We start from the raw sequence: 23,958 nt of genomic DNA on the forward strand, positions 1-23,958 counted from the left end.
TAGCGCTTGACGGCTATATCGACAACTGCCTCGTGACTGGTAACTGTCAAGGCACATTTGACGTGCTGGAAAACACAGGGCAGCAATGGTGGCGTGGGTTAATCGCCTCATGTGTTATCCGTTATACAAAGGCAAGGCGCAAGAACGTGACGACCCCCCAACGGCAGCCACTGCTGCAAGCAATCGATGCCGATAAGGCCAAGCTGGACGCAGCGCGTCCGCTGCCCGCTCACACGCTCGCGTCGTTACGCGAAAAACTGATGCTGGAATGGACGTATCACTCGAATGCGATCGAGGGAAACACGCTCACGCTTCGTGAGACGAAGGTGGTGCTTGAGGGCATCACGGTTGGAGGCAAGTCGCTGCGCGAACACTTCGAGGCCACGAACCACCGCGACGCGATCCTTTTTGTGGAGGAGATCGTCGGGAAGAACGAGGTGCTCACGGAGTGGCAGATACGGAATATTCATAGCCTCGTGCTGAAGACTATCGACGACAAGGGCGCTGGCCGCTATCGGCAGGAGAACGTGGTGATCGCTGGTGCGAGCACGACACCGCCCGATTTTCTCCATCTTCCGCAGGAAATGAAGTCGCTGATCGAGTGGCACGAAAAAGCAGGGCAAATGCACGTGGTCGAACGTGCGTCCGAACTGCACACGCGATTCGTCAAGATCCACCCGTTCGTCGACGGAAATGGCCGGACCGGGCGCCTGCTTCTCAACTTCGAGTTGATGAAGGCCGGCTATCCCCCCGCAATCATCCGGAAAGAGGACAGGTTGGACTACTACGATTCGCTAGATGAGGCGTGCGCGAATGGCGATTTCAGCGGCATTACGCAACTGGTAGCGAACTCGGTGCAGCGTTCGCTCGACACGTATCTCGACGTTTTGGGGTTGCGTAAAGCGTAACGTAACGAACACCGGCGATAACGAGCCGCGGATCGCGGACCTGTTCCGACAAATTGATTTCCGGTCGAATCCGGGGCGCTGGCGACCACCAACCTTAACCGCCCGACGGTCTCAATCCGCAAGCCCCTCAAGCAACGCAACCGCAAGCCCTGCCGGCGCCGCTGCAATGCCATTCGCATTCGAGCCTAGCGGCGCACCGGCAAGGTCAGTGACCTGACCTCCAGCTTCCCGGACCAGCAACGCACCCGCGACCCAGTCGTATAAATCGTTGCCGGTTTCCCAATAGGCATCCAGCCGTCCCGCAGCCACATAAGCCAACTGCAGCGACGCCGAAGCCATCTGCCGCACGACAAACACGCGCCGGGACATTGCGCCAAGTAACGCAACCGATCGACGGTGTTCGTCCTCGTCGCCGTATCCGAAGGGAGGCAACGCGGTAGCAACAACCGCCGTGCGTAAATCCGACTTTCCCGATACCCGCAAGAGCGCACCGTTAAGTGCCGCACCGCCGAATTCTGTCGCGACGAAAAGCTCATGCAGCGATGGTTCGTAGACGATTGAAAAGACCGTGCGGCCCTCGCTGATCAAAGCCAGCGAACTGGACCATAGCGGCAATCCCTGAATGTAGTGATACGCGCCGTCAATCGGGTCATAGACCCAATACGGTCTCGCAGCAGCTTCATCAGGGCTATCCGGCTGCGCCTCCGAACCGGACCATCCAATGTCCGGATAATGTTGGCTGAGCGCCGTTTGCATCACCGTTTTGGCCCATGTGCTTGCTTGAGTGACGCGTTGTATGAGCTGATTGACTGTCTCGTCCGGCTTGGGCGGCACGGCCGATGCGGCCAACTGATCGGTGATGCCACGGATCAAGGCGGATAAAAGATAAGGATCGCTAATTGTCATGAAATAAGGGCGGTGGTCAGGGGCAGGCTTTCAACCCGGAAAGGAATCGATCAGCACATTTGTCGATATGTTTGATAGATAATACGAGCACAAGCTCACATCGGCTACTCGCATTCCGGACATGACGCCACCACGCTCCGCTACCCGCCTCAACCCCAGGAAACAACCGGCTCAGCCACGTTCGAGCCGGACCGTGGGCATTATTCTCGAAGCGGCGGCTCACATTCTGGAGCAGCAAGGCTTTGAGGGTTACACGACCAATGCAATTGCCGAGCGAGCAGGCGTGAGTATCGGCTCGCTTTACCAGTACTACCCGGGTAAGGACGCGATCACCATCGCGTTGATCGAGCAGGAGTCTGCTGTCTTGCTCGACGCCGTAGTGAAAGCGGCTCGCATGGACGACTGGGCAGACGCGCTAAGGTCAATGATTCGCGCGGCGACCGAGCATCAACTCACACGTCCGAAACTCGCACGGCTACTCGATTTCGAGGAGGCCCGATTGCCGTTTCCAGCGCATGCCGTGCGTGTCGGAAGCGCCATTCATGCAGCCATTGCCGAGGTGCTGAAGAAGCGCCCGGAGCGTGTGCCCGAGGACGTTTCCGTCCTGGCCTACGACATCCTGGCGATCACCCGCGGGCTGACCGATTCCGCAGGAGAGCGCGGCGAAACGGACATCGGCGAACTGGAACGCCGGGTGATCCGGGCGGTCTTCGGTTATGTGGAGCGGCTGTAAGCCAGCGGTTCGCTATCCCTCAGCTTATTCAGCGCTTCACTTCTTCCGGTTCGTTCCAGCACGGGCTCACCCGCGCCTTTCTCCTCCTCCCTAACCCCATCCATATGTGCATCTAATATTATGGAATACCATAATATTGAAACGCTTGATTTGCGACATTCGATGGAATACCGTAATACCAGCCGCAACGTTCAAGCGGTCGACACGAAGCGGGACGCCAGGGTTCATCGCGCCCGCAGCAAGACGGACGGTTTCCTTGGCACATAGGTCGATAATGAAATTCTCGCTGTTTCTGCATATGGAGCGTTACGACGCGCATACCTCGCATCGGCAACTCTTCGACGAACTCACCGAACTTGTCCAGATCGCGGAACAGGGCGGCTTCGAAACTGCGTGGGTCGGCGAGCACCACGCGATGGAATTCACGATCGCGCCGAACCCCTTCATCAACCTTTCATACCTTGCTGCGCGCACCGAACGCATTCGTCTCGGCACCGGCACGGTGATCGCACCGTTCTGGCATCCGATCCGCCTTGCGGGCGAAGCCGGCATGGTTGACGTCGCGAGCAACGGGCGCCTCGACCTCGGCATTGCGCGCGGTGCGTACTCCTTCGAATACGAACGCTTGCTACCGGGCCTCGACGCGTTCGGCGCGGGCGCACGGATGCGTGAACTCGTGCCGGCACTGCGGAACCTGTTCAAGGGCGACTACGCGCATCAGGGCGAGTTCTGGTCGTGGCCTTCGACCACGCCGGTGCCGCGCCCGGTCCAGCAGCCCAATCCGCCGATGTGGCTCGCCGCGCGCGATCCGAATTCGCATGAGTTCGCGGTGAGGAACGGCTGCCATGTGCAGGTCACGTCGCTGGCGGCGGGTGACGGCGAAGTGGTGAACCTGATGGACCGTTTCAACGCGGCGTGCATGGCGAACCCCGACGTGCCGCGTCCACAGATCATGATGCTGATGCACACCTTCGTGGGCGCGGATGCTGCGGAAGTCGATGCCGCCGTGGCGGACCTGAGCCGCTTCTATTGTTATTTCAGCAAGTGGTTCAAGAACGAGCGGCCGGTGGAGCAGGGCTTCATTGAGCCGCTGACAGAAGCCGACATCGCGTCGTTCCCGCAGTACACCCCGGAGCAGATTCGCAAGAACCTGGTGATCGGCCAGCCCGCCGATGTCATCGGCCGGTTGAAACAATATGAAGAACTCGGCTTCGATCAGTACAGCTTCTGGCTCGACAGCAACATGAGCTTCGAGCGCAAACGCCGTTCGCTGGAGTTGTTTATTTCCGGCGTGATGCCCGCGTTCGACGCCCGTTAAACCGGAGCAGATGACATGTTGCAGAAGTTGCAGAAGTTCCAGCATTACATCGATGGCGAATTCAGCGACGCCTCGCAGACCTTCGACAGTATCAATCCGGCAACCGGCGAGGTTTGGGCGAACATGCCCGCGGCCAGCGCGGCGGATGTCGACCGGGCAGTCAGAGCGGCCGATCGCGCGCTGTTCTCGGCCGAGTGGGCCAACCTGAATGCAAGCCAGCGCGGCAAGCTGCTGTACCGGCTTGCCGATCTGGTTGCGGCCAACGCGCAGGAGCTGGCTGAACTGGAGACGGCCGACACCGGCAAGATCATCCGCGAGACGCGTAGCCAGATTGGTTATGTCGCCGAGTATTACCGCTATTACGCGGGCGTCGCGGACAAGATCCAAGGGGCCTATCTTCCCGTCGACAAGCCGGACATGGAAGTGTTTCTGCGACGCGAGCCGGTGGGTGTCGTGGCCGGAATCGTGCCTTGGAACTCGCAACTGTTTTTGTCGGCGGTGAAGATAGGACCGGCGCTTGCCGCAGGTTGCACGATCGTTATCAAGGCATCGGAAGAGGGTCCGGCACCGTTGCTCGCGTTTGCGCGGCTGATCCATGAAGCAGGCTTTCCGGCAGGCGTGGTGAACATCCTGACGGGTTTTGGCGCCGATTGCGGTCATGCGCTCACCACTCATCCGCTCGTCGCGAAAATCGCGTTCACCGGCGGTCCCGAAACGGCTCGCCATATCGTGCGGAACTCGGCGGAGAACCTGGCGGCGACATCGCTTGAACTGGGCGGTAAATCGCCGGTACTGGTCTTCGACGACGCCGACGTGGAAAGCGTCAGCAACGCGGTCATCGCCGGGATTTTCGCCGCGACCGGTCAGAGTTGCGTCGCGGGTTCGCGGCTACTCGTGCAGCGCGGCATTCGTGACCGGCTGCTGGCGAAACTGGTCGAGAAAGCGCGGGCAATCAAGATAGGCGATCCGCAAAACGTAGATACGGAAATGGGCCCGCTGGCTACAGCCAAACAACGCGATCATATTGAGTCGGTGCTGGCGGCAAGCCTCGCCGCGGGCGCGACGCTGTTGACCGGCGGCCATCGTCCCGAGGGCATGGGTGAAGGGTTTTTCTTCGAGCCAACCATTGTCGAATGCGCTGCGTCAGATGTGCCAAGCGTCGCGCAGGAACTCTTCGGTCCCGTGCTCAGCGTGATGAGTTTCGATACCGAAGAACAAGCAATTACGCTCGCAAACGACACGCGATACGGCCTCGCTTCAGGCGTATTCACGCGTGACCTGACGCGCGCACATCGGCTGATTCGCAGGCTTCGCGCCGGCATCGTATGGGTGAATACCTATCGCGCGGTTTCACCGATCGTCCCGTTCGGCGGTTACCAGTTGAGCGGTCTCGGACGCGAAGGCGGACTCGACGCCGTGCTCGACTACACCCGCACCAAATCCGTATGGATCCGTACCTCGGACGAGCCGATCGCCGATCCCTTCATCATGCGTTAAAGACATACAAGAACGAGCCGCCATGTACTACGAAATTCGCACTTACAAGATCCGCACCGGCGCGGTTCCCGCGTACCTGAAACTGGTTGAGGAAGAGGGCATCGTTTTACAGAAGCAGCATCTGGGAGAACTCGTGGGCTACTTCTTCTCCGAGATCGGGCCGCTCAACCAGATCGTCCACATATGGGCTTATACAAGCCTCGATGACCGCGAAGCTCGCCGTCAGCGGTTGGCGGAAGACCCCGCGTGGCAGACCTTCGCACCGAAGATTCAGGCGCTGCTGGAAACGATGGAAAGCAAGATCATGAAGCCCGCTGCATTTTCGCCGCTCAAGTAAAACCAGCCGTTGAAGGTTAATCCTCTCGAAGCCAGCCGTTTCCTTTCAAGGAGCAGTCGTCATGCAGCAACCTTTACATTTGCACGCCCTGGTGCGCGCATTGATCGTCACCGCTGCCGTTTCGGTTACCGCGCCCGTGTTCGCGGCCGCCGCGCCGATCGTGTTCGCCAGTTGGGGCGGCACGACGCAATCGGCTCAACAGAAGGAGTGGGCGGCGCCCTTCACCCAGGCATCGGGAATCCAGGTGCTGATGGACGGGCCGACCGACTACGGCAAGCTCAAGGCCATGGTCGACAGCGGTAACGTACAGTGGGACGTGGTCGACGTGGAAGGTGATTTTGCGTATGCCGCATTGCGCGACGGGCTGGTCGAGCCGATCGATTATTCGGTGGTGAACAAGAGCCAGCTCGATCCGCGTTTCATGTCACCGGGTGCGGTCGGGAGTTTCTATTATTCGTTCGTGCTCGGGTACAACAAGGCTTCGTTCAAGAACGGCGGTCCTGCTAACTATGCCGATCTCTTCGACACCAAGCGCTTCCCCGGCAAACGCACGTTCTACAAATGGTCCGCGCCGGGCGTGCTGGAAGTCGCGTTGCTTGCCGACGGCGTCGCGCCCGACAAGCTGTATCCGCTCGACCTCGACCGTGCGTTCAAGAAGCTCGACACGATCAAGAGCCAAATCGTCTGGTGGAGCGGCGGCGCGCAGTCGCAGCAGTTGATGGCATCGGGCGAGGCGCCGCTCGGCGTATTCTGGAACGGCCGCTTGCATGCATTGCAGCAAACCGGCGTGGATGTGGGTGTGTCGTGGAACCAGAACCTGACCGCTGCCGACATGCTGGTGGTGCCGAAGGGTGCGAAGCACAAGGACGAAGCGATGAAGTTCCTCGCCACCGCGACCAGTGCGCAGGCGCAGGCGAATTTTGCGGCTGAAACCGGCTACGCGCCGGTCAACCTGAAGTCGGCTGCGCTGCTGCCCGCCGATGTCGCGAAGACGCAGCCGGACCAGTACAAGGCGACGCAGATCAACCTCGACATGAAGTACTGGGCCGATCATCGCGATGAAATCGCCAAGCGCTGGTATGCGTGGCAATCGAAATAAAGCCGAAATAAAAGCAATGGCGGCCGATCATCTTGAAGGAGTTGTCATGTCGAACGCATTGAGCACTGTCGCGGAGCCTGCGGTGATCCTGCCGAAGGTGAGCGCCGGTTTCAGGAGGGCGCGGCTGGTGTTGCCGGCCCTGCTGTTGCTGATCGTGTTCTTCCTGTTGCCGGTGCTGTCACTGCTGCTGAGGAGCGTGCTGGACCCATCGCCCGGCTTGCAGAACTATGCACAGTTATTCGGCTCGACTACTTACCTGCGGGTCTTCGGCAACACCTTCTTCGTGGCCTCGGTAGTGACGGCGGTCACGCTCGTGATCGGCTTTCCCACTGCATGGCTGCTTGCCATCGCACCGCGCTGGATCAGCAAGCTGGTGTTCGCAATCTTGTTGCTGTCGATGTGGACCAACCTGCTCGCACGCACCTTCGCCTGGATGGTGCTGCTGCAGCAGACAGGTCCGATCAACCGCTTGCTGATGTGGCTGGGCGTGATTCATGAACCGCTGACGCTGGTCAACAATTTGACCGGCGTCACGATCGGCATGACCTACATCATGTTGCCGTTCCTCGTGATGCCGCTGCACGCGACCCTGCGCGCCATCGATCCCACCACGCTGCGTGCGGCTGCTATCTGCGGCGCGAGCCGTTGGCAGGCATTCTGGCGCGTGCTGGTGCCCCTTGCCATGCCCGGCATTGCGAGCGGTGCACTGATGGTGTTCGTCATGGCGCTCGGGTACTTCGTGACGCCTGCGTTGCTTGGTGGTCCGGAGTACATGATGCTAGCCGAACTGATCGCGCAACTCGTGCAGCAATTGCTGAACTGGGGGCTCGCGGGCGCCGCCGCCTTCGTCCTGCTGCTCGTGACGTTGTCGCTCTATGCGGTGCAACTGCGCTTTTCCGGCCGCGCGCCGGGTGCTTCCGGAGTCCACTGACATGCTGCTCGATTTCGATCGTCTTGGACCGTTGCGCTGGGCACTGCTGGGTGTGGGCGCAGCCGTGTCGTTGTTCCTGCTGCTGCCGGTGCTGTTCATTGTTGCGTTGTCGTTCGGCGATTCGCAGTGGCTGATGTTTCCGCCGCCCGACTGGACGTGGCGCTGGTACAGCATGCTGTTTTCTGATCCGGGCTGGCTCGACTCGCTGATCACCAGTGTCGAACTGGGCGTGGTCGTGATGGTGTTGTCGGTCGTGCTCGGCCTTTTTGCTTCGCTCGCATTGACGCGTGGCAGCTTCCGGGGACGTGCGCTGCTGAAAGCGTTTTTCCTGACACCGATGGTACTGCCCGTGGTCGTGCTCGCCGTTGCGTTGTACGCCTTTTTCCTGCGCATCGGGCTGACAGGAACGCTCGTCGGATTCGTGATCGGCCACCTGATAATTGCATTACCGTTTTCGATCATCGCCATCAGCAATTCGCTGGAGAGTTTCGATACCGCGCTCGAAGACGCCGCGCTGATCTGCGGTGCAAGTCCGTTCGAGGTGAAGTGGCGCGTCACGCTGCCCGCCATTCGACTCGGCCTGTTCGCCGCTGCCATCTTCTCGTTCCTGGCGTCCTGGGACGAGGTCGTGGTGTCGATCTTCATGGCGAGCCCGACCTTGCAGACGCTGCCCGTGCGCATCTGGAGCACGTTGCGGCAGGACCTGACGCCTGTGATTGCGGCGGCGTCGTCGCTGCTGGTCGGCCTGACTGTCATCCTGATGTTGCTGGGGCTTGTTCTCAAGAGAGGTAAATCGTGAGCGCACCGTTTTTGCAGATTCAACGGCTTCGTAAAACCTACGACCAGGTGGTCGCTATCGACCATGTTTCGCTCGATATCAAGAAGGGCGAGTTCATGACCTTCCTCGGACCGTCGGGCTCGGGCAAGAGCACGACGTTGTACATCGTCGCGGGCTTTCAGTCGCCCACCGAAGGACGCGTGCTGCTCGACGGCAAGTCGCTGCTGTCGGTCGCGCCGAACAAGCGCAACATCGGCATGGTGTTTCAGCGCTACACGCTGTTCCCGCATCTCACGGTTGGAGAGAACGTCGCGTTTCCGTTGCGCGTGCGGCGTTTGCCCGATGCCCAGGTGAAGTCGAAGATCGAGCAGATGCTCAAGCTCGTGCACCTCGGCGATTGCCGCGACCGCATGCCGGACCAGCTATCGGGCGGGATGCAGCAGCGCGTGGCGATTGCCCGCGCGCTCGCCTACGATCCGCCGGTCCTCCTGATGGACGAACCGCTTTCCGCGCTCGACAAGAAGCTGCGCGAGGAACTGCAGACCGAACTCCGGCGCATCCACCAGCAGACCGGCGTGACGATCCTGTATGTGACCCACGACCAGGAAGAGGCGCTGCGCCTGTCTGACCGCATCGCTGTGTTCAACAAAGGGCGCATCGAGCAGGTGGGCAGCGGCGAGGAGCTTTATGCGAAGCCGGCGTCGCGCTTTGTCGCGAGTTTTATCGGCAACTCTAATTTCCTGCCGGTTACGCTCGCCGGCGGAAACGGCTCGTCGCAGGCGGTGTTTCCGAACGGCAAGCCGGTATCGGTCGGCGGGTTCGATCATGCGCTAAACGATGGCGACAACGGTGCGCTGATGCTTCGTCCCGAACAGATCCGGATTCGCGCGCAGCCGTCGGAGACTTCGAGCGGCGGCTTGCAGGTGGTCGTTCGCGATGTCACGTATCTCGGCGATACCATGCACTACGCGGTCGCTACGCCCTGGGAACAGGAGATCGCGGTACGGACGTCCATCAGTTCCCGCGAGCCGAGCCTGGCGGTCGGTGCGCGAGCGTGGCTTGAATGGGAGAACGAGAGCGCCCGGGTGTTCGCCGCCTGATGAACGCGTGCCCTGCGAGGCCGACGAGAATACGGCACGTGTGTGCAATACTATGGGATTCCAAAAACCAGGGATTCCGGATATCTGACCGGAGACAACAAAACCATGATCGATCAAATGCGTGTCGACCGAAGTGCACCGACGTTGCGCGAGCTGACGCTCGCGAAGTTGCGCGATGCAATTTCACAGGGCATCTATCATCCCGGCGACCGCCTGATCGAGCGCACGCTATGCGATCAACTGGGCGTCAGCCGGACCGTGGTGCGCGAAGTGCTGCGCCACCTCGAGACAGAGGGCCTGGTCGAGACCGTCGCGCATTCCGGGCCGATTGTCGCGCGGCTCGACCCGGAGCAGGTTCAGGAGATCTATGAAATTCGTGCGTTGCTCGAGTCCGAGGCGGCGCGCGCTTGTGCGGAGCATGCAACCCCGGCGCTGGTGAAGCAGCTACGCGAAATTCGCAAGGAGATTGAAGAGGCCTTCGACCAGTCCGACTTCAAGCGCGTGCTGACCTACACGGAGCGTTTCTACGAAGCCATGTTCACCGGCGGTCAGAAGCTGATGATGCATCAGGTGGTCAAGTCCTTGAACGCGCGCATCAACCAGTTGCGATCCGTGACCATTGCTTCGCCGGGAAGGGGTGCGGACTCGAATCGCGAGATGAACAAGCTGCTGGCTGCTATCGCCAAGAAAGATGGCGATGCCGCCGCTGCGGCATCGCTCGAACATGTGAGGCGCACAGCCGGCATTGTGATGGCCATGCTTGCCGAGAGGGCGGCTGAAGCCAGCGTGATTGATTGATATGTAAAGGCGGTTCAAGAGCGACAACAACCGTCACAAGGACGTCAACTGCGAGGCACACTACATAGCCTTCATCTCGCGAGGACGCTCAAGCTGCATTCGCGGCTGTTTTAAGAGAGGGCATTGACTGATTGGCAACGGCTTGTGCGACGTGCCGGACGGTAGCATCACGTAGCGAGCCATCAAGTTCCTCGGGCAGGAATTCATTAAAATGAATCTGCCCGTCCACCACGCGGGCGCGACGCAGAAACACTTCGAGATGTGAACCCGGCCGGTTGTAGTGACGACAAAATTTTTGAGGCGTGAACCAAACGTCGAAGCATTCGCGAAATGCAGTGTTGAACACCGTATCCTCACTACCTAGCTTGCCGCGAAAGGCTTCGCCCTGAGGGAATCCGCCGGCGAGCCAGAATAGCGGCCTGCGCATCGCAAGATTCCACGGTGCGGAAAACACCGCAGCCATATAACGAGGATCGCTATCCTCGCACGACAAATCATCCGGTAAATCGACAATCTGTATGCCTGATTTCAGGCCAGCCCATTGCGGATTGGCCGCAAGGTTTGCCTTTGCAAAGGCGTAATAGCCGGGCAAGTGTTCATCGTCGGCATCGAGAAAGCACAGGATGTCAGTAGTCGCCGCCGCAGCGCCTAAATTACGCGCCAGCGAGGGCCCACCACAAGTGGCAAGACCGATAGCGCGCACGCGTGGATCGCTTTGCGCGAACTTCTGCGCGACCAGCAGGCTATTGTCGCTAGCTCCGTCGACCACGATTACCAGTTCGTCCAGTTCAGGCTGGTTAAGTGCGGAATAAATCGCGCGTTCCAGAGTATCGGCGTTGTTGTGGCAAGGAATAATGGTTGCGAGGGTAGGGACAGCGACCTGTTCACTCATCTTTAAAAGATTCCTGATAAAACGATAGCTGAAAAACTGTGAGACTACATTTCATGCCATTAATGATATGACAGGTTGTGGAGTTTTACAGAACGTGCAGATGATGATTCCTTGCCATAAAACTTCAAGATAAAATGCAGAGTTTTATCAGGATCGCAATAATGACTCCAGCAGGGACACCGAACGTCCTGCCGCGAATGATTGTATTTAAATCTTCATCGAGCAGGAATTCGTCACGTCGGTGGGCCCAGATTGTCTTTAACGCCAATGGCCTCGCATTCAAAAGAATAATAGAGATGACTCCCGCTGCCAGCACCTGTTCGAATGCATTAAGGGTCGCGAGAAGCGGCCAGTAGGTGCTTGCATAGTCAAGCATCAGCAGGACGCCGGCTGTGACCACGGTGCCGACAAAAAAACTACCCATGAATCTATTTGCTGTACTCAAATTGTCCAATTTAATACCTCATCTCGTTTAGCCTGACAAAGCTTGTCCAAGGCAAAGAATTTATGTTGATTGAATTTTATTCGTTATCTTGCAGAATAAAAATCCGTCGAAAGGCGATCAATCTTGACCAAGGCTCTGTGACACAGTTCGCGCTACGCCTGACCAATAGGGTCTTCCATGCATTATGAGTCCGCACAGCGACAGGATTTCGAGCCGCATTTTAAATGCGTGATCCAGGCATACTCCGAGGGAATCCTTTGCAGCGGTAAGCGGAACCAAAAGTGGAACAAAATCGACAGGGATAAGTGTATTTTTTTTATGCTCATCGGTATATCGGCATATTCTTAATATTGATGAGACAAATCCTAATGGGCTGCTGAAACACCGCCCAGAGGAACGTCTATTTCCAGACCGTAGGTGGTACGTGCATCCCACGCTGACGGGAAGGGAGCACTTGAGCATCGTGATACCGTTTCGAGGAATCACGCCCATAGAACTCAACGGGTTCCGCCAGGGAGGCGCTCGATTCAATCACAGGTTGCCCGTATGAAACTGGGCGCTCGCTGCCAACTGTCGGAGCGTGGGCTTCCCGGTTGGATTGGGCCGCCCGTCCTGCGGCACGAATTGCTGCTGCAAGGCCGTAGCGACGTGGGTCAGCACCTCGTCCCAGTCGCCCCGCTGCCGCTGGTTGAAGAGTCGGATGGTGGGATACCACGGGCTGTCATCCCGTTCGCGCAACCAGCGCCAGCAACCGGCGAAACGGTTGAGCAGCCATACCGGCTTACCCATTGCTGCGGCCAGATGCGCCACGGACGTATCGACGGCAATCACCAGGTCGAGATTCTCGATCAGGGCAGCGGTGTCCGCAAAGTCCGTGACTTCGTCCATCCAGTCGGTCAGCCTTGCCTCGCTGGCGGCATCAGCGCGCTTCGCCGGGTTATCGGTCTTCTGAAGACTGATCCAGCGGATGTCTCGCAATGCGAGCAGCGGCGCAATTTGCGCGGGCATCAGGCTGCGCTTTTTGTCCCCCATCGTGTTCGCATCGCCGCCGGCCCAGACCACACCGACGCAGGGCAGTCCAGGATCAGGCAATGCAGCGAGTTTGGCATGCCACGAGGCGGCGCGTGCGGGATCGGCAAAGAGATAAGGCATGGCGGCCGGAACGTTGTTGAGGCGGGTGCCGAACGCCATGGGTAGCGACATCATGGGGCAGTACCAGTCCCAGTGATCGAGGCCGGAGAATCCCTCATCAAGCATGACGAGGCCCGGCCAGCGGGAACAAAGCGACTCTTCAAACAGGCGGCGCAAGGAGGGCGGACAAATGAGACCTACCTGCGAAAAGCGCTCGAGCGCCAGGGGCAGGTAGCGGACAAACTGCAGGCTGTCGCCATGACCTTGTTCTGGAACGACCAGCAGACGTGCTCCGCGTGCGGGGTCGTGTTCCGCGCGAATGCCCGACGCCGGACGTTCACCTCGCCATTGCGGGAGTGGGACTCGTGGGCGTGCTTCTATAGATGGGCTTCCGTCGGCGTCCACAAAATTGGCCCAGCGGTCCTCGTAACAGAGCCACCCTTCTTCGTAACGTCCCGTTGCCAGCAAGACCGTCCCGAGATGACCGCGAGCGCTGCGAGCGTCGAGAGAATCCGGTGATAACGCGATTGCGCGCCGCAGGTGCCGCTCGGCCTCCTCTAGCCTGTCCAGAAACTGGGCAACAACGCCAAGGTTAGCGAGCACCTGCAGGTTATCCGGTTCGAGCGCGAGCAGCTTGCGATAGCTGACGGCCGCGTCGTCGAGAAACCCCTGCATGAACAGCGTGCCCGCTTCGTAGAAGCGCAGCCGGATCGAATCGGGCTGGAGCGCAAGACCCTGCCGGGCCGTTTGCAGCGCGCTTGCGTAGGCATTCAACTTGAGTTGAATGACGCACAGCGTGTTGTAGAAGTCCAGATGAGGATGGACCTCGATAGCGCGCTCAACCCAGCTTTGCGCGGCTTCGAACTGGTTCGAATCGAGCGCCAACAGACCGCGCAAGTAAAGGGCGCCGGCACGCCTCGGGTCTTGCTCAAGGATCCGCTCGACGGCGGCTTGCGCCGTGGCGATATCACCCGCTTGACGCGCTTTTTCGGCCTCGCCATACCAAGTTTGAATTTTGTCGGATGGCGAGCGCGAGAGGTTGGGCATGTTGCGAGAAGCAGTGTGTGTTACGCGGTTAAGCGGTGGCTGTGCGCGATTAAAACGACGCTGCACTGTACGACGACGGCGAGGCTAGACCGGCGCTCTGCCGGGAGGGGCGGCACACACAAGGATGCGTGCGTTCTATCGGGCGTCGATTTTCTGCGCAGCGGCGTGACAGGTCTGTAGGACTGTTCCGAAAACGTCCGATGCGAAAACGACGGGTGGCCGTGTGGGAAGCGACTGTCGGTGTCGCTCAGGGCGATTGCATGAAACGTTACAGATGGTGGCGAAATGCTTGTAAGCCCGGTTTCCTGGCGTGCTCTCGTAAACCCCTCAATCGCCAAAAATTCTTGCGTACAGTAATATGGAATACCATAATATGTTGACGGCGCCATCGCACGAAGCCACGGCGTTTTTGCCTACGGAGAACAACCCCATGAAACTCGAGATTCGCAAGCTGGTTACCTATGTGGAAGACACCTTCATCGAAGGCGGTAAAGCGGCTGAGCGGCCGTTGAAGCTGTTCGCGGCAGCAGCCGTGCTGCGCAATCCGTGGGCGGGACGTGGTTTCGTCGATGACCTGCGCCCCGAGATTCATGGACTTGCGCCGCAACTGGGCGAGCTTCTGACCGGCGAGATCCTGCGGATTGCCGGATCGGGCGAAGCGGTGGAGGGTTACGGGAAAGCGGCGATTGTGGGGACGTCGGGCGAAGTCGAACATGCGTCGGCGTTGATTCACACGCTGCGCTTTGGCAACAAGTTTCGCGAAGCGGTTGGTGCGAAGAGTTATTTGAGTTTCACGAATTTGCGTGGTGGTCCTAACTGTCCGGTCACCATTCCGCTCATGCACAAGGGTGATGAAGGCATGCGGTCGCATTACCTCACCATCCAGTTCTCGATCATCGATGCCCCCGGCCCCGATGAGATCGTGATTGCGCTGGGTGCGTCGATTGGCGGGCGGCCGCATCATCGGATTGGCGACCGCTATCAGGATCTGAAGGAGCTTGGGTCCAATGAAGCATGAAACGGTGACTGGCCGCGCGTCGATCAGCGGCGTGTTCGACGGCACGGCGTACAGCGTGGCGGGCGAGGGGCCGGCGCTCGTCCTGATCCATGGCGTGGGCATGAACCGCAGCGTGTGGGCGCCCCAGGTGAGCGCGCTGCAGGCGTGTTTTCGGGTCGTGTCGTATGACATGCTGGGCCACGGCGTGAGCCGCTTGCCGGCGGCGTCCCCCGCGCTCGATGAGTACGCCGGACAGCTTGCAGCGCTCCTGGATCATTTGCGGATCAATGCAGCGCATGTAGTCGGTCACTCGATGGGCTCGCTGATCGCACTTGAGTTTGCGTTGCAATATCCGCAGCGGGCGGCAAGCGTGGTTGCGCTGAACGCGGTGTACGACCGCACGCCGACGCAGCGGGCGGCAGTGATGCAGCGCGCGGCATTGCTGGAGGGCGGGGGGCTTGAACAACCGAGCATTGATGCAACCGTTGCCCGTTGGTTCGACGATCCGGTGCCGGGTCATCTCGCCCAGGTAGCCGAGCTTGTGCGTTCGTTGCTGGCGACAGTGAATCCGGAGGGTTATGCGCGGACTTACCGGTTGTTTGCGAGTTCGGATCAGGCGCATGTCGGGCGTTTGCCGCAACTTGCGATGCCTGCGTTGTTCATGACCGGCGAGTGCGATCCGAATTCGAGTCCCGCGATGTCGCATTCAATGGCGGCTGCTGCGCCGCGCGGACGAGCGGAAATCATTGCGAATGAACGGCACATGATGAACGTCACCGCGCCGGCGATTGTGAACCAGCGGTTGGTGCAGTTTATTCGTGAAGCGAGTGGCGCCTGAGTGCTTGATTGAGTGTCTGAGCCAACTCGGATCTACGTATCAGCCGCTAATTCAAGGAGCAAAAGCATGAAAGAGCATTCCTTCAATACTAGCGAGTTTCGCCGTGCATTGGGCGCATTCGTGACGGGTGTGACTGTGGTGACGACCATTCAACCCGATGGTTCGCCGCGTGGTTTTACCGCGAATTCGTTTACGTCCGTGTCGCTTGATCCGGCGTTGATCCTGGTTTGTATCGCGAAGACGGCCTCCAGCCATCCGGTGTTTTCGCAGACGCAACGTTTTGCGGTCAGCGTACTTGCGGAAGATCAGCGGCCGGTATCGGGCGTGTTTGCGTCGAAGAGTGTGGACAAGTTCGCGCAGGTCGGCTGGCATGCACGCCGCACCGGCAGTCCGGTGATGGACGGCGCGGCGGCGAGTTTCGACTGCGAGACGCATCAGGTGGTGGATGCGGGGGACCACATCATCCTGATCGGGCGCGTGGTGGATTTCACGCATACGAGCGCGACACCGCTAGGGTATTGCCGTGGTGCTTATGTGGATTTCAGCTTGTCGCAGGAGGCGTTGGCCGCGACCGGTCAGCGGGCCCAGGTTGGGGCGATCCTCGAGCATCCTGCGGGTCTTGTGTTGATCGAGACGGCATCCGGGGCTTTGCAATTACCCATTGGGACGCGCTTGGAACCGCTTGCGGATGCGGCCAGTTTGCGCGGCGTGCTGGAGCGGTATCGGTTGAATGCGAACCTGGATTTTCTGTTCGCGGTGTTTGAGGAGAAGGGCGTTACCCATATCTATTATCGGGGGCGCATTGTCGATGATGTACCTGCTGGCGCGGATGTACGGTATGTGCCGCTCGGTGCGATTCCCTGGGACAGGATATGTGACCCTGCCGTTGGGGCCATGCTGCGACGCTACGTGAAGGAGAGAACGGAGGATGCGTTCGGTATTTATGTAGGCGATGTGGAGAAGGGGATGGTGCAAGCGCTAGGGTGATTCGTTCGCAATCGCTTTGGGGCTTGGGTGGGTGCGGGGGAGTCCGGCTTCTCAGTGTGCGGCGCTGGGATCGAAAGGCTGGATACCCAGCAATTCGGCCTTGCGGACAAGGTCCGGCATCGAGCGTGCGTTGAGCTTGCGCATCACTTGTCCACGGTGGACCTTCACCGTAATTTCGCTCAGGTTCATCTCCGCGGCGATCTGTTTGTTCAGCAAACCTGACAACACAAATACCAGCACTTCCTTCTCGCGCGGAGAGAGCGAGTCATGCAACGCGCGTAATTCAGCCACGGCCGCATCTGCCGCGAGACGGGCTTTGTCGCGGGCGAGTGCCTGACTCACGGTGTCCAGCATGTCCTGGTCACGAAAAGGCTTGGCAAAAAAATCCATCGCCCCGGCTTTCATCGCCTTGACGCTCATTTCAATATCGCCATGGCCCGTCATGAACACAACGGGAATACGTATGCCGCTATTGACGATTTCCTGATGGAACGTCAGCCCGCTCTTGCCGCGCAGCCGCACGTCGAGAATCAGGCAGCTCGGGACGTGGGAGCGGGGACGCTGAAGAAATTCTTCCGGCGACGAAAATGTCTCAACGAGCAGGTCGACTGATCGCATGAGCGTCGCGAGCGCGCGGCGGATTGCTGCGTCGTCGTCGACCACATAGACGATAGCGCCATCGCGGCCGGTGGCGCCGTGCGCTGACGGAGAGGACGGTCCAGCAGACATCTGGTCACCTCGATTTGAGCCGACGACTGAGCCGACTGAGCCAATTGACGTCGCCTTGCAATGGCCGATATTACGCGCATGTCGATAACCCCGCCTACGCGTCGATCGACGGCTTTCCCGAACAAGCGGCGCACGTCGAGACCGCTCGCCGGCACGATCCATCCCTGTGGGCGGCCGCAGCGAACCTCGCCGGATTGTCAGGGCGCACTTAACGGATCTCGACGATACTCGATACGTCAGGCTTAAAAGCAAACCACCGACAAACAAAAGGCGAACAATCAGACGGAACTGCCCTTTCCGAAAATAACCGGGCGGACAGGGGCGGACCACAGGGCCGGACCATTACCTGATCTTCGGATAGTGCTGCTCAAGTGCCGCGCAGGCACGCGTCGCCCGCTGCCGCAAGGCATGCGGGGCGCTGCTATTTATTTGCATCAATGGTTCCCACCGGGTCCTGGCGAGCGGCTTTAAACCCGGTAAAACTCGATATCCTGCCCGGCATGCACGGCGCGTTTTAACCATTCTGGCATGTCGCCCGTCCCGTCCCATGTGTCGCCGCTCGCGTTTCTAAATACTGGCGCGGTGCCGTTGGTGCTCTCCGGCAACGAAGGCATTGACGGCAGCGCGCGTCTGGACGCCGCGCTCGAACCGTTGGTCATTGGAGGAGGGGTGACGGAAACCGGCACGTCGGCCAATGCTTCGGCCAGCGCTGTTTCGGTAATGCCAAACTCAGCCATTCGGCTGCGCAAATAGGCAATGATGCTGTCTCGCTTTCTTTCGTCCACGGCTGTCCTGATTCAGCTTTTACTTTCTTGAAGGCGAGCCATCTGCCCGCGCGGACCGGGGCGGCTCGAGGAATGTGTGGGTTGACTAAAATCGTGGCGCGCCGAGTGACGCGCGTCAATTAGTGTAATACCGCAAATTGCCGCTTTAACCCGCAGCGCCCGATAATCGGACTTCTGCCAAGCGAGCGGCTCGACAAACTGGTTACTGTGTTTGAGATCGGTGCGAGATGCGTAAGCCGCCGAATCAGCGGCTGTAGCTCACGCGACCAGATCGGTGCACGGCTGGCGGCTGCTCATGTTTCAAAAGCACCATGCATGCAGCCGCTAATTCAACAATTCGTCCAGACAACCGCGGGCGCCACGAAGAAATGATAGCGCCGAATGCCGCTATTGTATGCCTAAATCATTTTAGCGATTATGTTGCTCGCCTGGCAACTCCGCGCCGTGTGCACGAATTGCCGCAATGAGTTCGGCCGGCGTGATTTCATAGCGCACCTCACGATGGATGCCGGCCTTCCTTTCATCAATATCTATCAGCAGGACGGCCTTGCCGTCGGGTGCAGGTTCGAGGCGCAACGTCCGCACTTCCTGACCGGTGGCTTCATCGCGCTCCGTCAGCAAGGTCATGGATCCTGTGGCGGGACTTCTGATCATTCATTTTCTCCCTTGCAATATCCAACATCCTTCTTGTTGAGACCCTTCGAACGGCTTACCCGCCATTGCCGTTCACAGGAAGGCACTAAAAGCGGGCGCAGGACGGCGGATCTCAAAGCCGCCGTCCTCATTATTGCTTGTCAAAACGATACCCGTCCAGCGTCCGAATGCGTGTTCGCCGCGCCGCTTAACCGTTGACATTCCCTTGACATCCGCGTGATACCCGCAAAGCGATTTGGCCGGCGTTACCCCGCCACCGCCGCGCGAGCCTGGGCCGTGATCTCGAACGAGCGCAGGCGGGCCGCCTGATCGTAAATTTGCGCGGTGACCATCAACTCGTCGGGCTGGGTTTGTTCGATCAGCGAGGCAAGTCCGGCCTCCACCAGACCCTGGTCGCCGATCACCGAGCATGCGAGCGAATGGTCCACGCCGGCGCGTTCGGCCTCGTTCCACGGAATCTGCCTGACAGGCGGCGGCAACTGGCCCGGCGTGCCGCGTCGCAGGTTGATGAATTGCTGTTGCAACGATGTGAAGAGAAACTCCGCTTCTTCCGTGGTGTCGGCGGCAAAAACATTCACGCCGACCATCGCGTAAGGCCGGTCGAGTTGCTTCGACGGGCGGAATTGCGTCCGGTAAACCTGCAAAGCGGTCAGCAGGTAGTCAGGCGCGAAATGCGAAGCGAAGGCGAACGGCAAACCGAGCGCGGCGGCGAGCTGGGCGCTGAAGGTGGATGAACCGAGCAGCCAGATCGGCACGTTCAGCCCGGCGCCGGGGACCGCCCGCACGCGCTGGCCTTCCACCGGATCGGCGAAATAGCGCTGCAATTCCACGACGTCATCGGGGAAATTGTCCGCGCTGCCCTGGAGATCGCGGCGCAGCGCGCGGGCCGTCGTCTGGTCGGTGCCGGGCGCGCGGCCGAGGCCGAGATCGATGCGTCCGGGAAACAGCGACTCCAGCGTGCCGAACTGCTCGGCGATCACAAGCGGCGCGTGGTTCGGCAGCATGACGCCACCCGAGCCGACGCGGATCGTGCTCGTTCCCGCGGCAACGTGCCCGATCACCACGGACGTCGCGGCACTGGCAATCCCGGTCATGTTGTGATGCTCGGCCAGCCAGAATCGCAGGTAACCGAGTTTTTCGACATGCTGGGCCAGTTCGCGCGAGTGGCGGAACGCGTCGGCGGCGGTCGATCCGGCGGGGATGGGGGATAAATCGAGAACTGAAAACGGGATCATTGCGGCTTCCATGGCTTCGTGCACTGGCGGCGCGCGGGCGCCGGCGATCCGGCTCCCGTCAAGCGCCAATCCCGGATGAAAATCCAGGACGCTCCTTACACGCGGGTAAAAGCCGATTGTGCCGAAAGTCAGGAAAGTCTGCCGTGACCACGCTTAGGCGAGGCGGGGATAGCCCTGTTTGATGGCGTCTGTTTCGATGTCAAGAATGCACGCATAGTCGTCGAGCGGACGCCTCGCAAAACCGTCGAGCTTGAGGCGTTTTGCAAGCGGACGATCGTACGCGATGGCGTCGGCGAGTGCGTGTGCTAGTGCCTCGACCCCCTCCGGCGGCACTCGTTTCGATGCGATCAGTGGCAAGCCCGGCGCGCTTCGTGTCGTGCCGATCTCGATCAAACCATCGGCAAGATCCGGAAGGTGATCGAGTACGAACGCGAAGCTCACGCAGTCGATGGCGGCAACATCGGCCCGATCGTCCTGCAGGGCTTGCAGCGATGCCAGGTGCCCGCCCGTTTCGATCACCGATGCGAAGAATGGGTGCTCGCCGGCAAGCGGCGCAACCGCACTGCGCAGCAGGTTCATGCCGCTGTTCGAATCGGGGGTGTTGTACGCCGCGCGCAGACCGCGGCATTGCGCGAGCGACGTGACGTTGGCCGCGGCCCGGGTGATCAGGACGCTGTGATAATCGCCGGCCTCGCAGCCATCGACCGTGAAAACGGGCGTAGTGACGAGTTGCACGCGTCCGGTGAGCGCCCGCACCAGCGGATAGCCGCACGTCTGCGACAACAGCAGATCGTCACGCAGCCAGAATTCCTGCAGGGATGTCGCGGGATCGACTATGGCGAGCGTGTCACCGCGAGCGTCGAGCCATGGCCGCAAGCGCCCGTGAACATGATCGAGCAAAACGCGCCAATCGCCGGCGAGTGCTGGCGTGACGTTGTACATCGGTAATGCGGCTACCCAGTTCATCCAGATTCTTTCCCATTGCGCCGGTCAATACCCATGTCCGTACCGATACCCATACCAGCACCCGGCCGGAAAGATACGTCAGACAGGCTGCGCCACGTCGCCGCCAAGCGTTGCTGAGCCGGCGGACCCGGCCTGAGCCTGTGCAATCTGATCGGCGGCGCGTGCATGAAGCGGATGCAACGCGGGCGCAATCGGTTGAACGCCGTGCCGCACAAGCCATTCCTGATAACCACGCACGATAAAACCGCCATTGCGCACCAGATACGCATCGCGATACCCATGATAAACGCTTGCCACCGCAAACCACGGCACGCTCGGCAGGTCGTGATGAACCGCGTGAAAATTGTTGTTGAGGAACAGAAGACGCCAGGCCCACGATGCTTCGTTGATGACCGTGCGTTCCGCGACGTGATCGGCTGCGCGATGTTCCTGGAACGAACGAATCGCACTCAATGCGAGCGCTGGATACCCAACCCCGAATATAAAAAGGGCGGGACTGATGCCGCAGCGGCGCGCAAGCCAGGTCGCGAGCAGTCCAAGCAGGACGAGATGCAAGGCCCACGCGGCGGCGATACGGCCATTGCCCCGCGCGATCTGGGTGCACGCCGACAGAACCGTTTCCACGATCGAAAACCAGGGGCCGAGCACAATGCGCCCCAAGAACGTGTTGCGGATAACCAGCAGGAACCGCACAGCCGCGCCGGCACCGCGCCAGCGTTCGGCGGAAACGAAATAGCTTTCCGGATCGAGATCGGGATCGGTGAGATGAACGTCGTTATGGTGGCGCAGATGCGATTCGCGATACACCGCGTAAGGGAACCAGACCGCGAGCGGGGCGACGCCGAGCAGCGCGTTGAACAAGGGGAAGCGCGTCGGATGGCCGTGCAGGAGTTCATGCTGCAATGACAAATACAGGCACGACAATACGGCGAGAATGCTTACCGCCAGCGGTAAGCCGATCGACCGCGCGTTAAGCGCCGTCGTGAACCAGCCGCCGTACACGGCAACGATCAGAAGCCAGGTGGGCCATTCGCTGCGCCAGCGCCAGGACGTGCGCAGTTGCTGTATTTGATGGCGTTGAGCATCGTCTATGTACAGGCTCATGGCAATTCAGTGACGGAACGAGCCACGATCTTAGCGACGCTTCGCCGCCTGCCAAACCAAGCATTCCCGCTAAGCTTGTTCCCGTGTGAAGAATCGTGGCGTGAGCGGTTGCACGCAATGAGAGTCAGCGGATCGGGGCCATCTCCATGCGGCTACGAAGCGCTACGAAAGCCTGCGAAAACGCTGGAACGCACAGCGTCGCGCGTTGAGGCCCCGGAGCGTCTCAGGCTTCGGGGTAATTTGAAAGCTTATAGTAGGGATTTTTATCGTCAGGTCGGGATAGGCGCGATAGGTCGCAGGCGATCATGATCGGAGCAACAAGCGTGCGGGATTATCTGCTTGTATTCTTGACGCCCATGTTCATTGGCGAATGATCGGCGGGGAATTATTGATGGCAGTCATCAAACACGCCGCGATCGCGCCGGAATTTGAATGACAGTGCTGGTTCACTGGCCCGAACGATGACCTGGGCGCTCCCCCGCAATCGCGGCTAACCGCCTGAAGCCCTGCGAACGTTTGATCGGTAGCCATGCTTGAAACACGACATCGGGCGGCCTGAAGGCCGCCGTCGATTACGCGCACGATGCGCGATGGCGAAAGCGCCGTAGTTACGCCGCTTTCGCCCAAAGCCTGTTGGTTGTTCTTTTGCGCCCGGAGCCGGGGTCGCCTTGTGGTTGCGAGAACGAATCCAGCACTTTGCGTAATGCATCTACCCGACGCCTTTGCGCCGGCACCAGCACGTAGCCGGTGCAGACAGCGGTCAAGCGTTCGTGCCAGTACTCGACGTTAAGCGTCCCGGCCGATTTCTGACTCATCGCCCGCAACTGGCCTATTGCCCGTTCGATGTGCTGAAGTTCCGCATCGGCCTGTGTCGACGTTCGTGGGCCTTCTGACGTCGGCGATCTTTTGGCTTTCATCCTGCGCCCCCATTCTTGCCGGCCAGCTTGTGAGCGCGTTGTCGATTTTATCGATGACTGGTGCGTTCATTGCTGCGTCCAGCTATACCCCTTCGCCTGCGCGTTGATGGTTGCGCTGGGCGGTCCCCGGTTTGATTCGACCGTTGATGCATAGTCGCAAGGGCTCGGCGCACGCACCGTCTGAAATCGCACATTGAAGGCACCGAGCGCGCGATTATTCGGGCCATGCAAACGTTTTCCGTGTGCCAGGGCACGAAGTGAGCGCGCCGAACGACGCTAATTCCCGGCGGAACAATGCTTGGAAGTGGCAGTGGGATGCCGTGGAGGGCGGGAGGGCGATCGAGGGACCGTTACGAAGCGAGTTCGAGGTAGCTTTGAAGCAGCTTTGAAATGGCTTCGAAGCGGGCCTCGTATCGGTATCGGTTTCGACAGCGCCGGAGTATTGACTACGTCCAGAGACATTGCGTGACGTGCGCGAAATTGCGTTACTCGTCGTCTGAAGTCCGGGCCTTGCCGCTGCGTTTTATCTGCTCGTCCATGGCCAGGTCGAGCTTGCTGACGCGTCGCGGTTTCTCTGGCTTGAGGCCGTTCACAAAGGCCACGAAATCATCCATGGTCTGCGGTGCGGAAAGTTTTTGCTCACCGCTTGCCGCCCGGTCGACGAGATAGAACAGGCCGCCGCTCAGGCTGACGGCGGCATAGTGCGGGTTGCCGGAGCGTGTCTTGAGACGCTCCACGGCGTTGATGGCTTTAGTCGAGCGCACGATCAGCCCGGTAAAAAAGCAAGCGCGAAGATGTCATGAAACCGGCGTCATGAAACACCTCG

25 protein-coding genes are annotated in these 23,958 nt (G+C 59.8%); 13 read left to right on the plus strand and 12 right to left on the minus strand.

What is annotated here, in order from left to right; translation table 11 throughout:
• The first annotated feature begins 170 nt into the window (after window positions 1–170).
• On the plus strand, window positions 171–908 hold the full coding sequence (locus HB376_RS04040; protein ID WP_218627171.1) for a Fic family protein: 738 nt from the start codon (window positions 171–173) through the stop codon (window positions 906–908).
• A 111-nt stretch (window positions 909–1,019) separates the two neighbouring features.
• On the opposite strand, the gene HB376_RS04045 is transcribed toward HB376_RS04040, so the two are convergent.
• Complete coding sequence (locus HB376_RS04045; RefSeq protein ID WP_213762130.1) at window positions 1,020–1,814, minus strand: inositol monophosphatase; 795 nt, start codon at window positions 1,812–1,814, stop codon at window positions 1,020–1,022.
• A 193-nt stretch (window positions 1,815–2,007) separates the two neighbouring features.
• Between HB376_RS04045 and HB376_RS04050 the strand changes: the two genes are divergently transcribed.
• The 9 genes from HB376_RS04050 to HB376_RS04090 all read left to right on the plus strand — a co-directional run bounded on the left by HB376_RS04050 (window position 2,008) and on the right by HB376_RS04090 (window position 10,405).
• The gene (locus HB376_RS04050; RefSeq protein WP_346730432.1) at window positions 2,008–2,547 is read left to right on the plus strand and encodes a TetR/AcrR family transcriptional regulator; all 540 of its coding nucleotides are present in this window, start codon (window positions 2,008–2,010) and stop codon (window positions 2,545–2,547) included.
• A 274-nt stretch (window positions 2,548–2,821) separates the two neighbouring features.
• On the plus strand, window positions 2,822–3,865 hold the full coding sequence (locus HB376_RS04055) for an LLM class flavin-dependent oxidoreductase (protein ID WP_213762132.1): 1,044 nt from the start codon (window positions 2,822–2,824) through the stop codon (window positions 3,863–3,865).
• Between the two features lie 15 nt (window positions 3,866–3,880).
• A complete protein-coding gene (locus HB376_RS04060) occupies window positions 3,881–5,362 on the plus strand; it encodes an aldehyde dehydrogenase (RefSeq protein ID WP_213762133.1) in 1,482 nt (493 codons plus the stop codon).
• A 22-nt stretch (window positions 5,363–5,384) separates the two neighbouring features.
• Entirely contained in the window at window positions 5,385–5,699 is a 315-nt protein-coding gene (locus HB376_RS04065; protein ID WP_213762134.1) for an NIPSNAP family protein, read from the plus strand.
• A 61-nt stretch (window positions 5,700–5,760) separates the two neighbouring features.
• A complete protein-coding gene (locus HB376_RS04070) occupies window positions 5,761–6,798 on the plus strand; it encodes an ABC transporter substrate-binding protein (protein WP_213762135.1) in 1,038 nt (345 codons plus the stop codon).
• Window positions 6,799–6,844: 46 nt separating this feature from the next.
• The gene (locus HB376_RS04075) at window positions 6,845–7,729 is read left to right on the plus strand and encodes an ABC transporter permease (protein WP_213762136.1); all 885 of its coding nucleotides are present in this window, start codon (window positions 6,845–6,847) and stop codon (window positions 7,727–7,729) included.
• 1 nt (window position 7,730) lies between these two features.
• A complete protein-coding gene (locus tag HB376_RS04080; RefSeq protein ID WP_213762137.1) occupies window positions 7,731–8,528 on the plus strand; it encodes an ABC transporter permease in 798 nt (265 codons plus the stop codon).
• Complete coding sequence (locus HB376_RS04085; protein ID WP_213762138.1) at window positions 8,525–9,607, plus strand: ATP-binding cassette domain-containing protein; 1,083 nt, start codon at window positions 8,525–8,527, stop codon at window positions 9,605–9,607. Before HB376_RS04080 ends, HB376_RS04085 begins: the two co-directional genes overlap by 4 nt.
• Before the next feature lie 108 nt (window positions 9,608–9,715).
• A complete protein-coding gene (locus HB376_RS04090) occupies window positions 9,716–10,405 on the plus strand; it encodes an FCD domain-containing protein (protein WP_213762288.1) in 690 nt (229 codons plus the stop codon).
• Window positions 10,406–10,493: 88 nt separating this feature from the next.
• Here the strand turns inward: HB376_RS04090 and HB376_RS04095 are convergent, their stop codons facing one another.
• The 3 genes from HB376_RS04095 to HB376_RS04105 form a co-directional block, all read right to left on the minus strand.
• Window positions 10,494–11,297 carry a glycosyltransferase family A protein gene (locus HB376_RS04095; protein WP_213762139.1) on the minus strand — a complete coding sequence of 268 codons (804 nt, stop codon included), beginning with the start codon at window positions 11,295–11,297 and terminating at the stop codon, window positions 10,494–10,496.
• 124 nt (window positions 11,298–11,421) lie between these two features.
• Window positions 11,422–11,721 carry a hypothetical protein gene (locus HB376_RS04100; protein ID WP_213762140.1) on the minus strand — a complete coding sequence of 100 codons (300 nt, stop codon included), beginning with the start codon at window positions 11,719–11,721 and terminating at the stop codon, window positions 11,422–11,424.
• Between the two features lie 552 nt (window positions 11,722–12,273).
• Window positions 12,274–13,920, minus strand: coding sequence for a tetratricopeptide repeat protein (locus tag HB376_RS04105; protein ID WP_213762141.1), 1,647 nt, complete (start codon window positions 13,918–13,920; stop codon window positions 12,274–12,276).
• 430 nt (window positions 13,921–14,350) lie between these two features.
• Between HB376_RS04105 and HB376_RS04110 the strand changes: the two genes are divergently transcribed.
• The 3 genes from HB376_RS04110 (at window position 14,351) to HB376_RS04120 (ending at window position 16,742) form a co-directional block, all read left to right on the plus strand.
• Window positions 14,351–14,938 (plus strand): amino acid synthesis family protein, encoded by a 588-nt coding sequence (locus HB376_RS04110; RefSeq protein WP_213762142.1) that lies wholly within the window; start codon window positions 14,351–14,353, stop codon window positions 14,936–14,938.
• Window positions 14,928–15,755 (plus strand): alpha/beta fold hydrolase, encoded by an 828-nt coding sequence (locus HB376_RS04115; protein ID WP_213762143.1) that lies wholly within the window; start codon window positions 14,928–14,930, stop codon window positions 15,753–15,755. Before HB376_RS04110 ends, HB376_RS04115 begins: the two co-directional genes overlap by 11 nt.
• A gap of 66 nt (window positions 15,756–15,821) precedes the next feature.
• Window positions 15,822–16,742: a flavin reductase family protein gene (locus tag HB376_RS04120; RefSeq protein WP_213762144.1), complete on the plus strand. Its 921-nt coding sequence runs from the start codon at window positions 15,822–15,824 to the stop codon at window positions 16,740–16,742.
• A gap of 51 nt (window positions 16,743–16,793) precedes the next feature.
• Here the strand turns inward: HB376_RS04120 and HB376_RS04125 are convergent, their stop codons facing one another.
• The 8 genes from HB376_RS04125 to HB376_RS04160 all read right to left on the minus strand — a co-directional run bounded on the left by HB376_RS04125 (window position 16,794) and on the right by HB376_RS04160 (window position 23,896).
• Complete coding sequence (locus tag HB376_RS04125) at window positions 16,794–17,471, minus strand: response regulator (RefSeq protein WP_213762145.1); 678 nt, start codon at window positions 17,469–17,471, stop codon at window positions 16,794–16,796.
• Between the two features lie 467 nt (window positions 17,472–17,938).
• On the minus strand, window positions 17,939–18,256 hold the full coding sequence (locus tag HB376_RS04130; RefSeq protein WP_213762146.1) for an H-NS family nucleoid-associated regulatory protein: 318 nt from the start codon (window positions 18,254–18,256) through the stop codon (window positions 17,939–17,941).
• A 408-nt stretch (window positions 18,257–18,664) separates the two neighbouring features.
• A complete protein-coding gene (locus tag HB376_RS04135; RefSeq protein ID WP_213762147.1) occupies window positions 18,665–18,910 on the minus strand; it encodes a hypothetical protein in 246 nt (81 codons plus the stop codon).
• A 245-nt stretch (window positions 18,911–19,155) separates the two neighbouring features.
• The gene (locus HB376_RS04140) at window positions 19,156–20,145 is read right to left on the minus strand and encodes an LLM class flavin-dependent oxidoreductase (protein ID WP_213762148.1); all 990 of its coding nucleotides are present in this window, start codon (window positions 20,143–20,145) and stop codon (window positions 19,156–19,158) included.
• Window positions 20,146–20,298: 153 nt separating this feature from the next.
• A complete protein-coding gene (locus tag HB376_RS04145; protein ID WP_213762149.1) occupies window positions 20,299–21,111 on the minus strand; it encodes a PhnD/SsuA/transferrin family substrate-binding protein in 813 nt (270 codons plus the stop codon).
• Window positions 21,112–21,189: 78 nt separating this feature from the next.
• Window positions 21,190–22,215, minus strand: a complete 1,026-nt coding sequence (locus HB376_RS04150; protein WP_213762150.1) for a fatty acid desaturase — start codon at window positions 22,213–22,215, stop codon at window positions 21,190–21,192.
• Between the two features lie 608 nt (window positions 22,216–22,823).
• Complete coding sequence (locus HB376_RS04155; protein WP_213762151.1) at window positions 22,824–23,132, minus strand: hypothetical protein; 309 nt, start codon at window positions 23,130–23,132, stop codon at window positions 22,824–22,826.
• Between the two features lie 485 nt (window positions 23,133–23,617).
• The gene (locus tag HB376_RS04160) at window positions 23,618–23,896 is read right to left on the minus strand and encodes a hypothetical protein (RefSeq protein WP_213762152.1); all 279 of its coding nucleotides are present in this window, start codon (window positions 23,894–23,896) and stop codon (window positions 23,618–23,620) included.
• Window positions 23,897–23,958: the final 62 nt, after the last annotated feature.

It is taken from the genome of Caballeronia sp. dw_19 (assembly GCF_018449515.1).
Lineage (GTDB): Bacteria > Pseudomonadota > Gammaproteobacteria > Burkholderiales > Burkholderiaceae > Caballeronia.

Bases quoted from the DNA above. Each gene is read 5' to 3' on its own strand.
- HB376_RS04070 (WP_213762135.1), top strand. From the start codon at position 5,761: ATGCAGCAACCTTTACATTTGCACGCCCTGGTGCGCGCATTGATCGTC.
- HB376_RS04060 (WP_213762133.1), top strand. From the start codon at position 3,881: ATGTTGCAGAAGTTGCAGAAGTTCCAGCATTACATCGATGGCGAATTC.
- HB376_RS04150 (WP_213762150.1), bottom strand. From the start codon at position 22,215: ATGAGCCTGTACATAGACGATGCTCAACGCCATCAAATACAGCAACTG.
- HB376_RS04110 (WP_213762142.1), top strand. From the start codon at position 14,351: ATGAAACTCGAGATTCGCAAGCTGGTTACCTATGTGGAAGACACCTTC.
- HB376_RS04045 (WP_213762130.1), bottom strand. From the start codon at position 1,814: ATGACAATTAGCGATCCTTATCTTTTATCCGCCTTGATCCGTGGCATC.
- HB376_RS04080 (WP_213762137.1), top strand. From the start codon at position 7,731: ATGCTGCTCGATTTCGATCGTCTTGGACCGTTGCGCTGGGCACTGCTG.
- HB376_RS04125 (WP_213762145.1), bottom strand. From the start codon at position 17,471: ATGTCTGCTGGACCGTCCTCTCCGTCAGCGCACGGCGCCACCGGCCGC.
- HB376_RS04145 (WP_213762149.1), bottom strand. From the start codon at position 21,111: ATGAACTGGGTAGCCGCATTACCGATGTACAACGTCACGCCAGCACTC.
- HB376_RS04155 (WP_213762151.1), bottom strand. From the start codon at position 23,132: ATGAAAGCCAAAAGATCGCCGACGTCAGAAGGCCCACGAACGTCGACA.
- HB376_RS04135 (WP_213762147.1), bottom strand. From the start codon at position 18,910: ATGATCAGAAGTCCCGCCACAGGATCCATGACCTTGCTGACGGAGCGC.
- HB376_RS04075 (WP_213762136.1), top strand. From the start codon at position 6,845: ATGTCGAACGCATTGAGCACTGTCGCGGAGCCTGCGGTGATCCTGCCG.
- HB376_RS04120 (WP_213762144.1), top strand. From the start codon at position 15,822: ATGAAAGAGCATTCCTTCAATACTAGCGAGTTTCGCCGTGCATTGGGC.
- HB376_RS04065 (WP_213762134.1), top strand. From the start codon at position 5,385: ATGTACTACGAAATTCGCACTTACAAGATCCGCACCGGCGCGGTTCCC.
- HB376_RS04055 (WP_213762132.1), top strand. From the start codon at position 2,822: ATGAAATTCTCGCTGTTTCTGCATATGGAGCGTTACGACGCGCATACC.
- HB376_RS04115 (WP_213762143.1), top strand. From the start codon at position 14,928: ATGAAGCATGAAACGGTGACTGGCCGCGCGTCGATCAGCGGCGTGTTC.
- HB376_RS04100 (WP_213762140.1), bottom strand. From the start codon at position 11,721: ATGGGTAGTTTTTTTGTCGGCACCGTGGTCACAGCCGGCGTCCTGCTG.
- HB376_RS04105 (WP_213762141.1), bottom strand. From the start codon at position 13,920: ATGCCCAACCTCTCGCGCTCGCCATCCGACAAAATTCAAACTTGGTAT.
- HB376_RS04140 (WP_213762148.1), bottom strand. From the start codon at position 20,145: ATGATCCCGTTTTCAGTTCTCGATTTATCCCCCATCCCCGCCGGATCG.
- HB376_RS04095 (WP_213762139.1), bottom strand. From the start codon at position 11,297: ATGAGTGAACAGGTCGCTGTCCCTACCCTCGCAACCATTATTCCTTGC.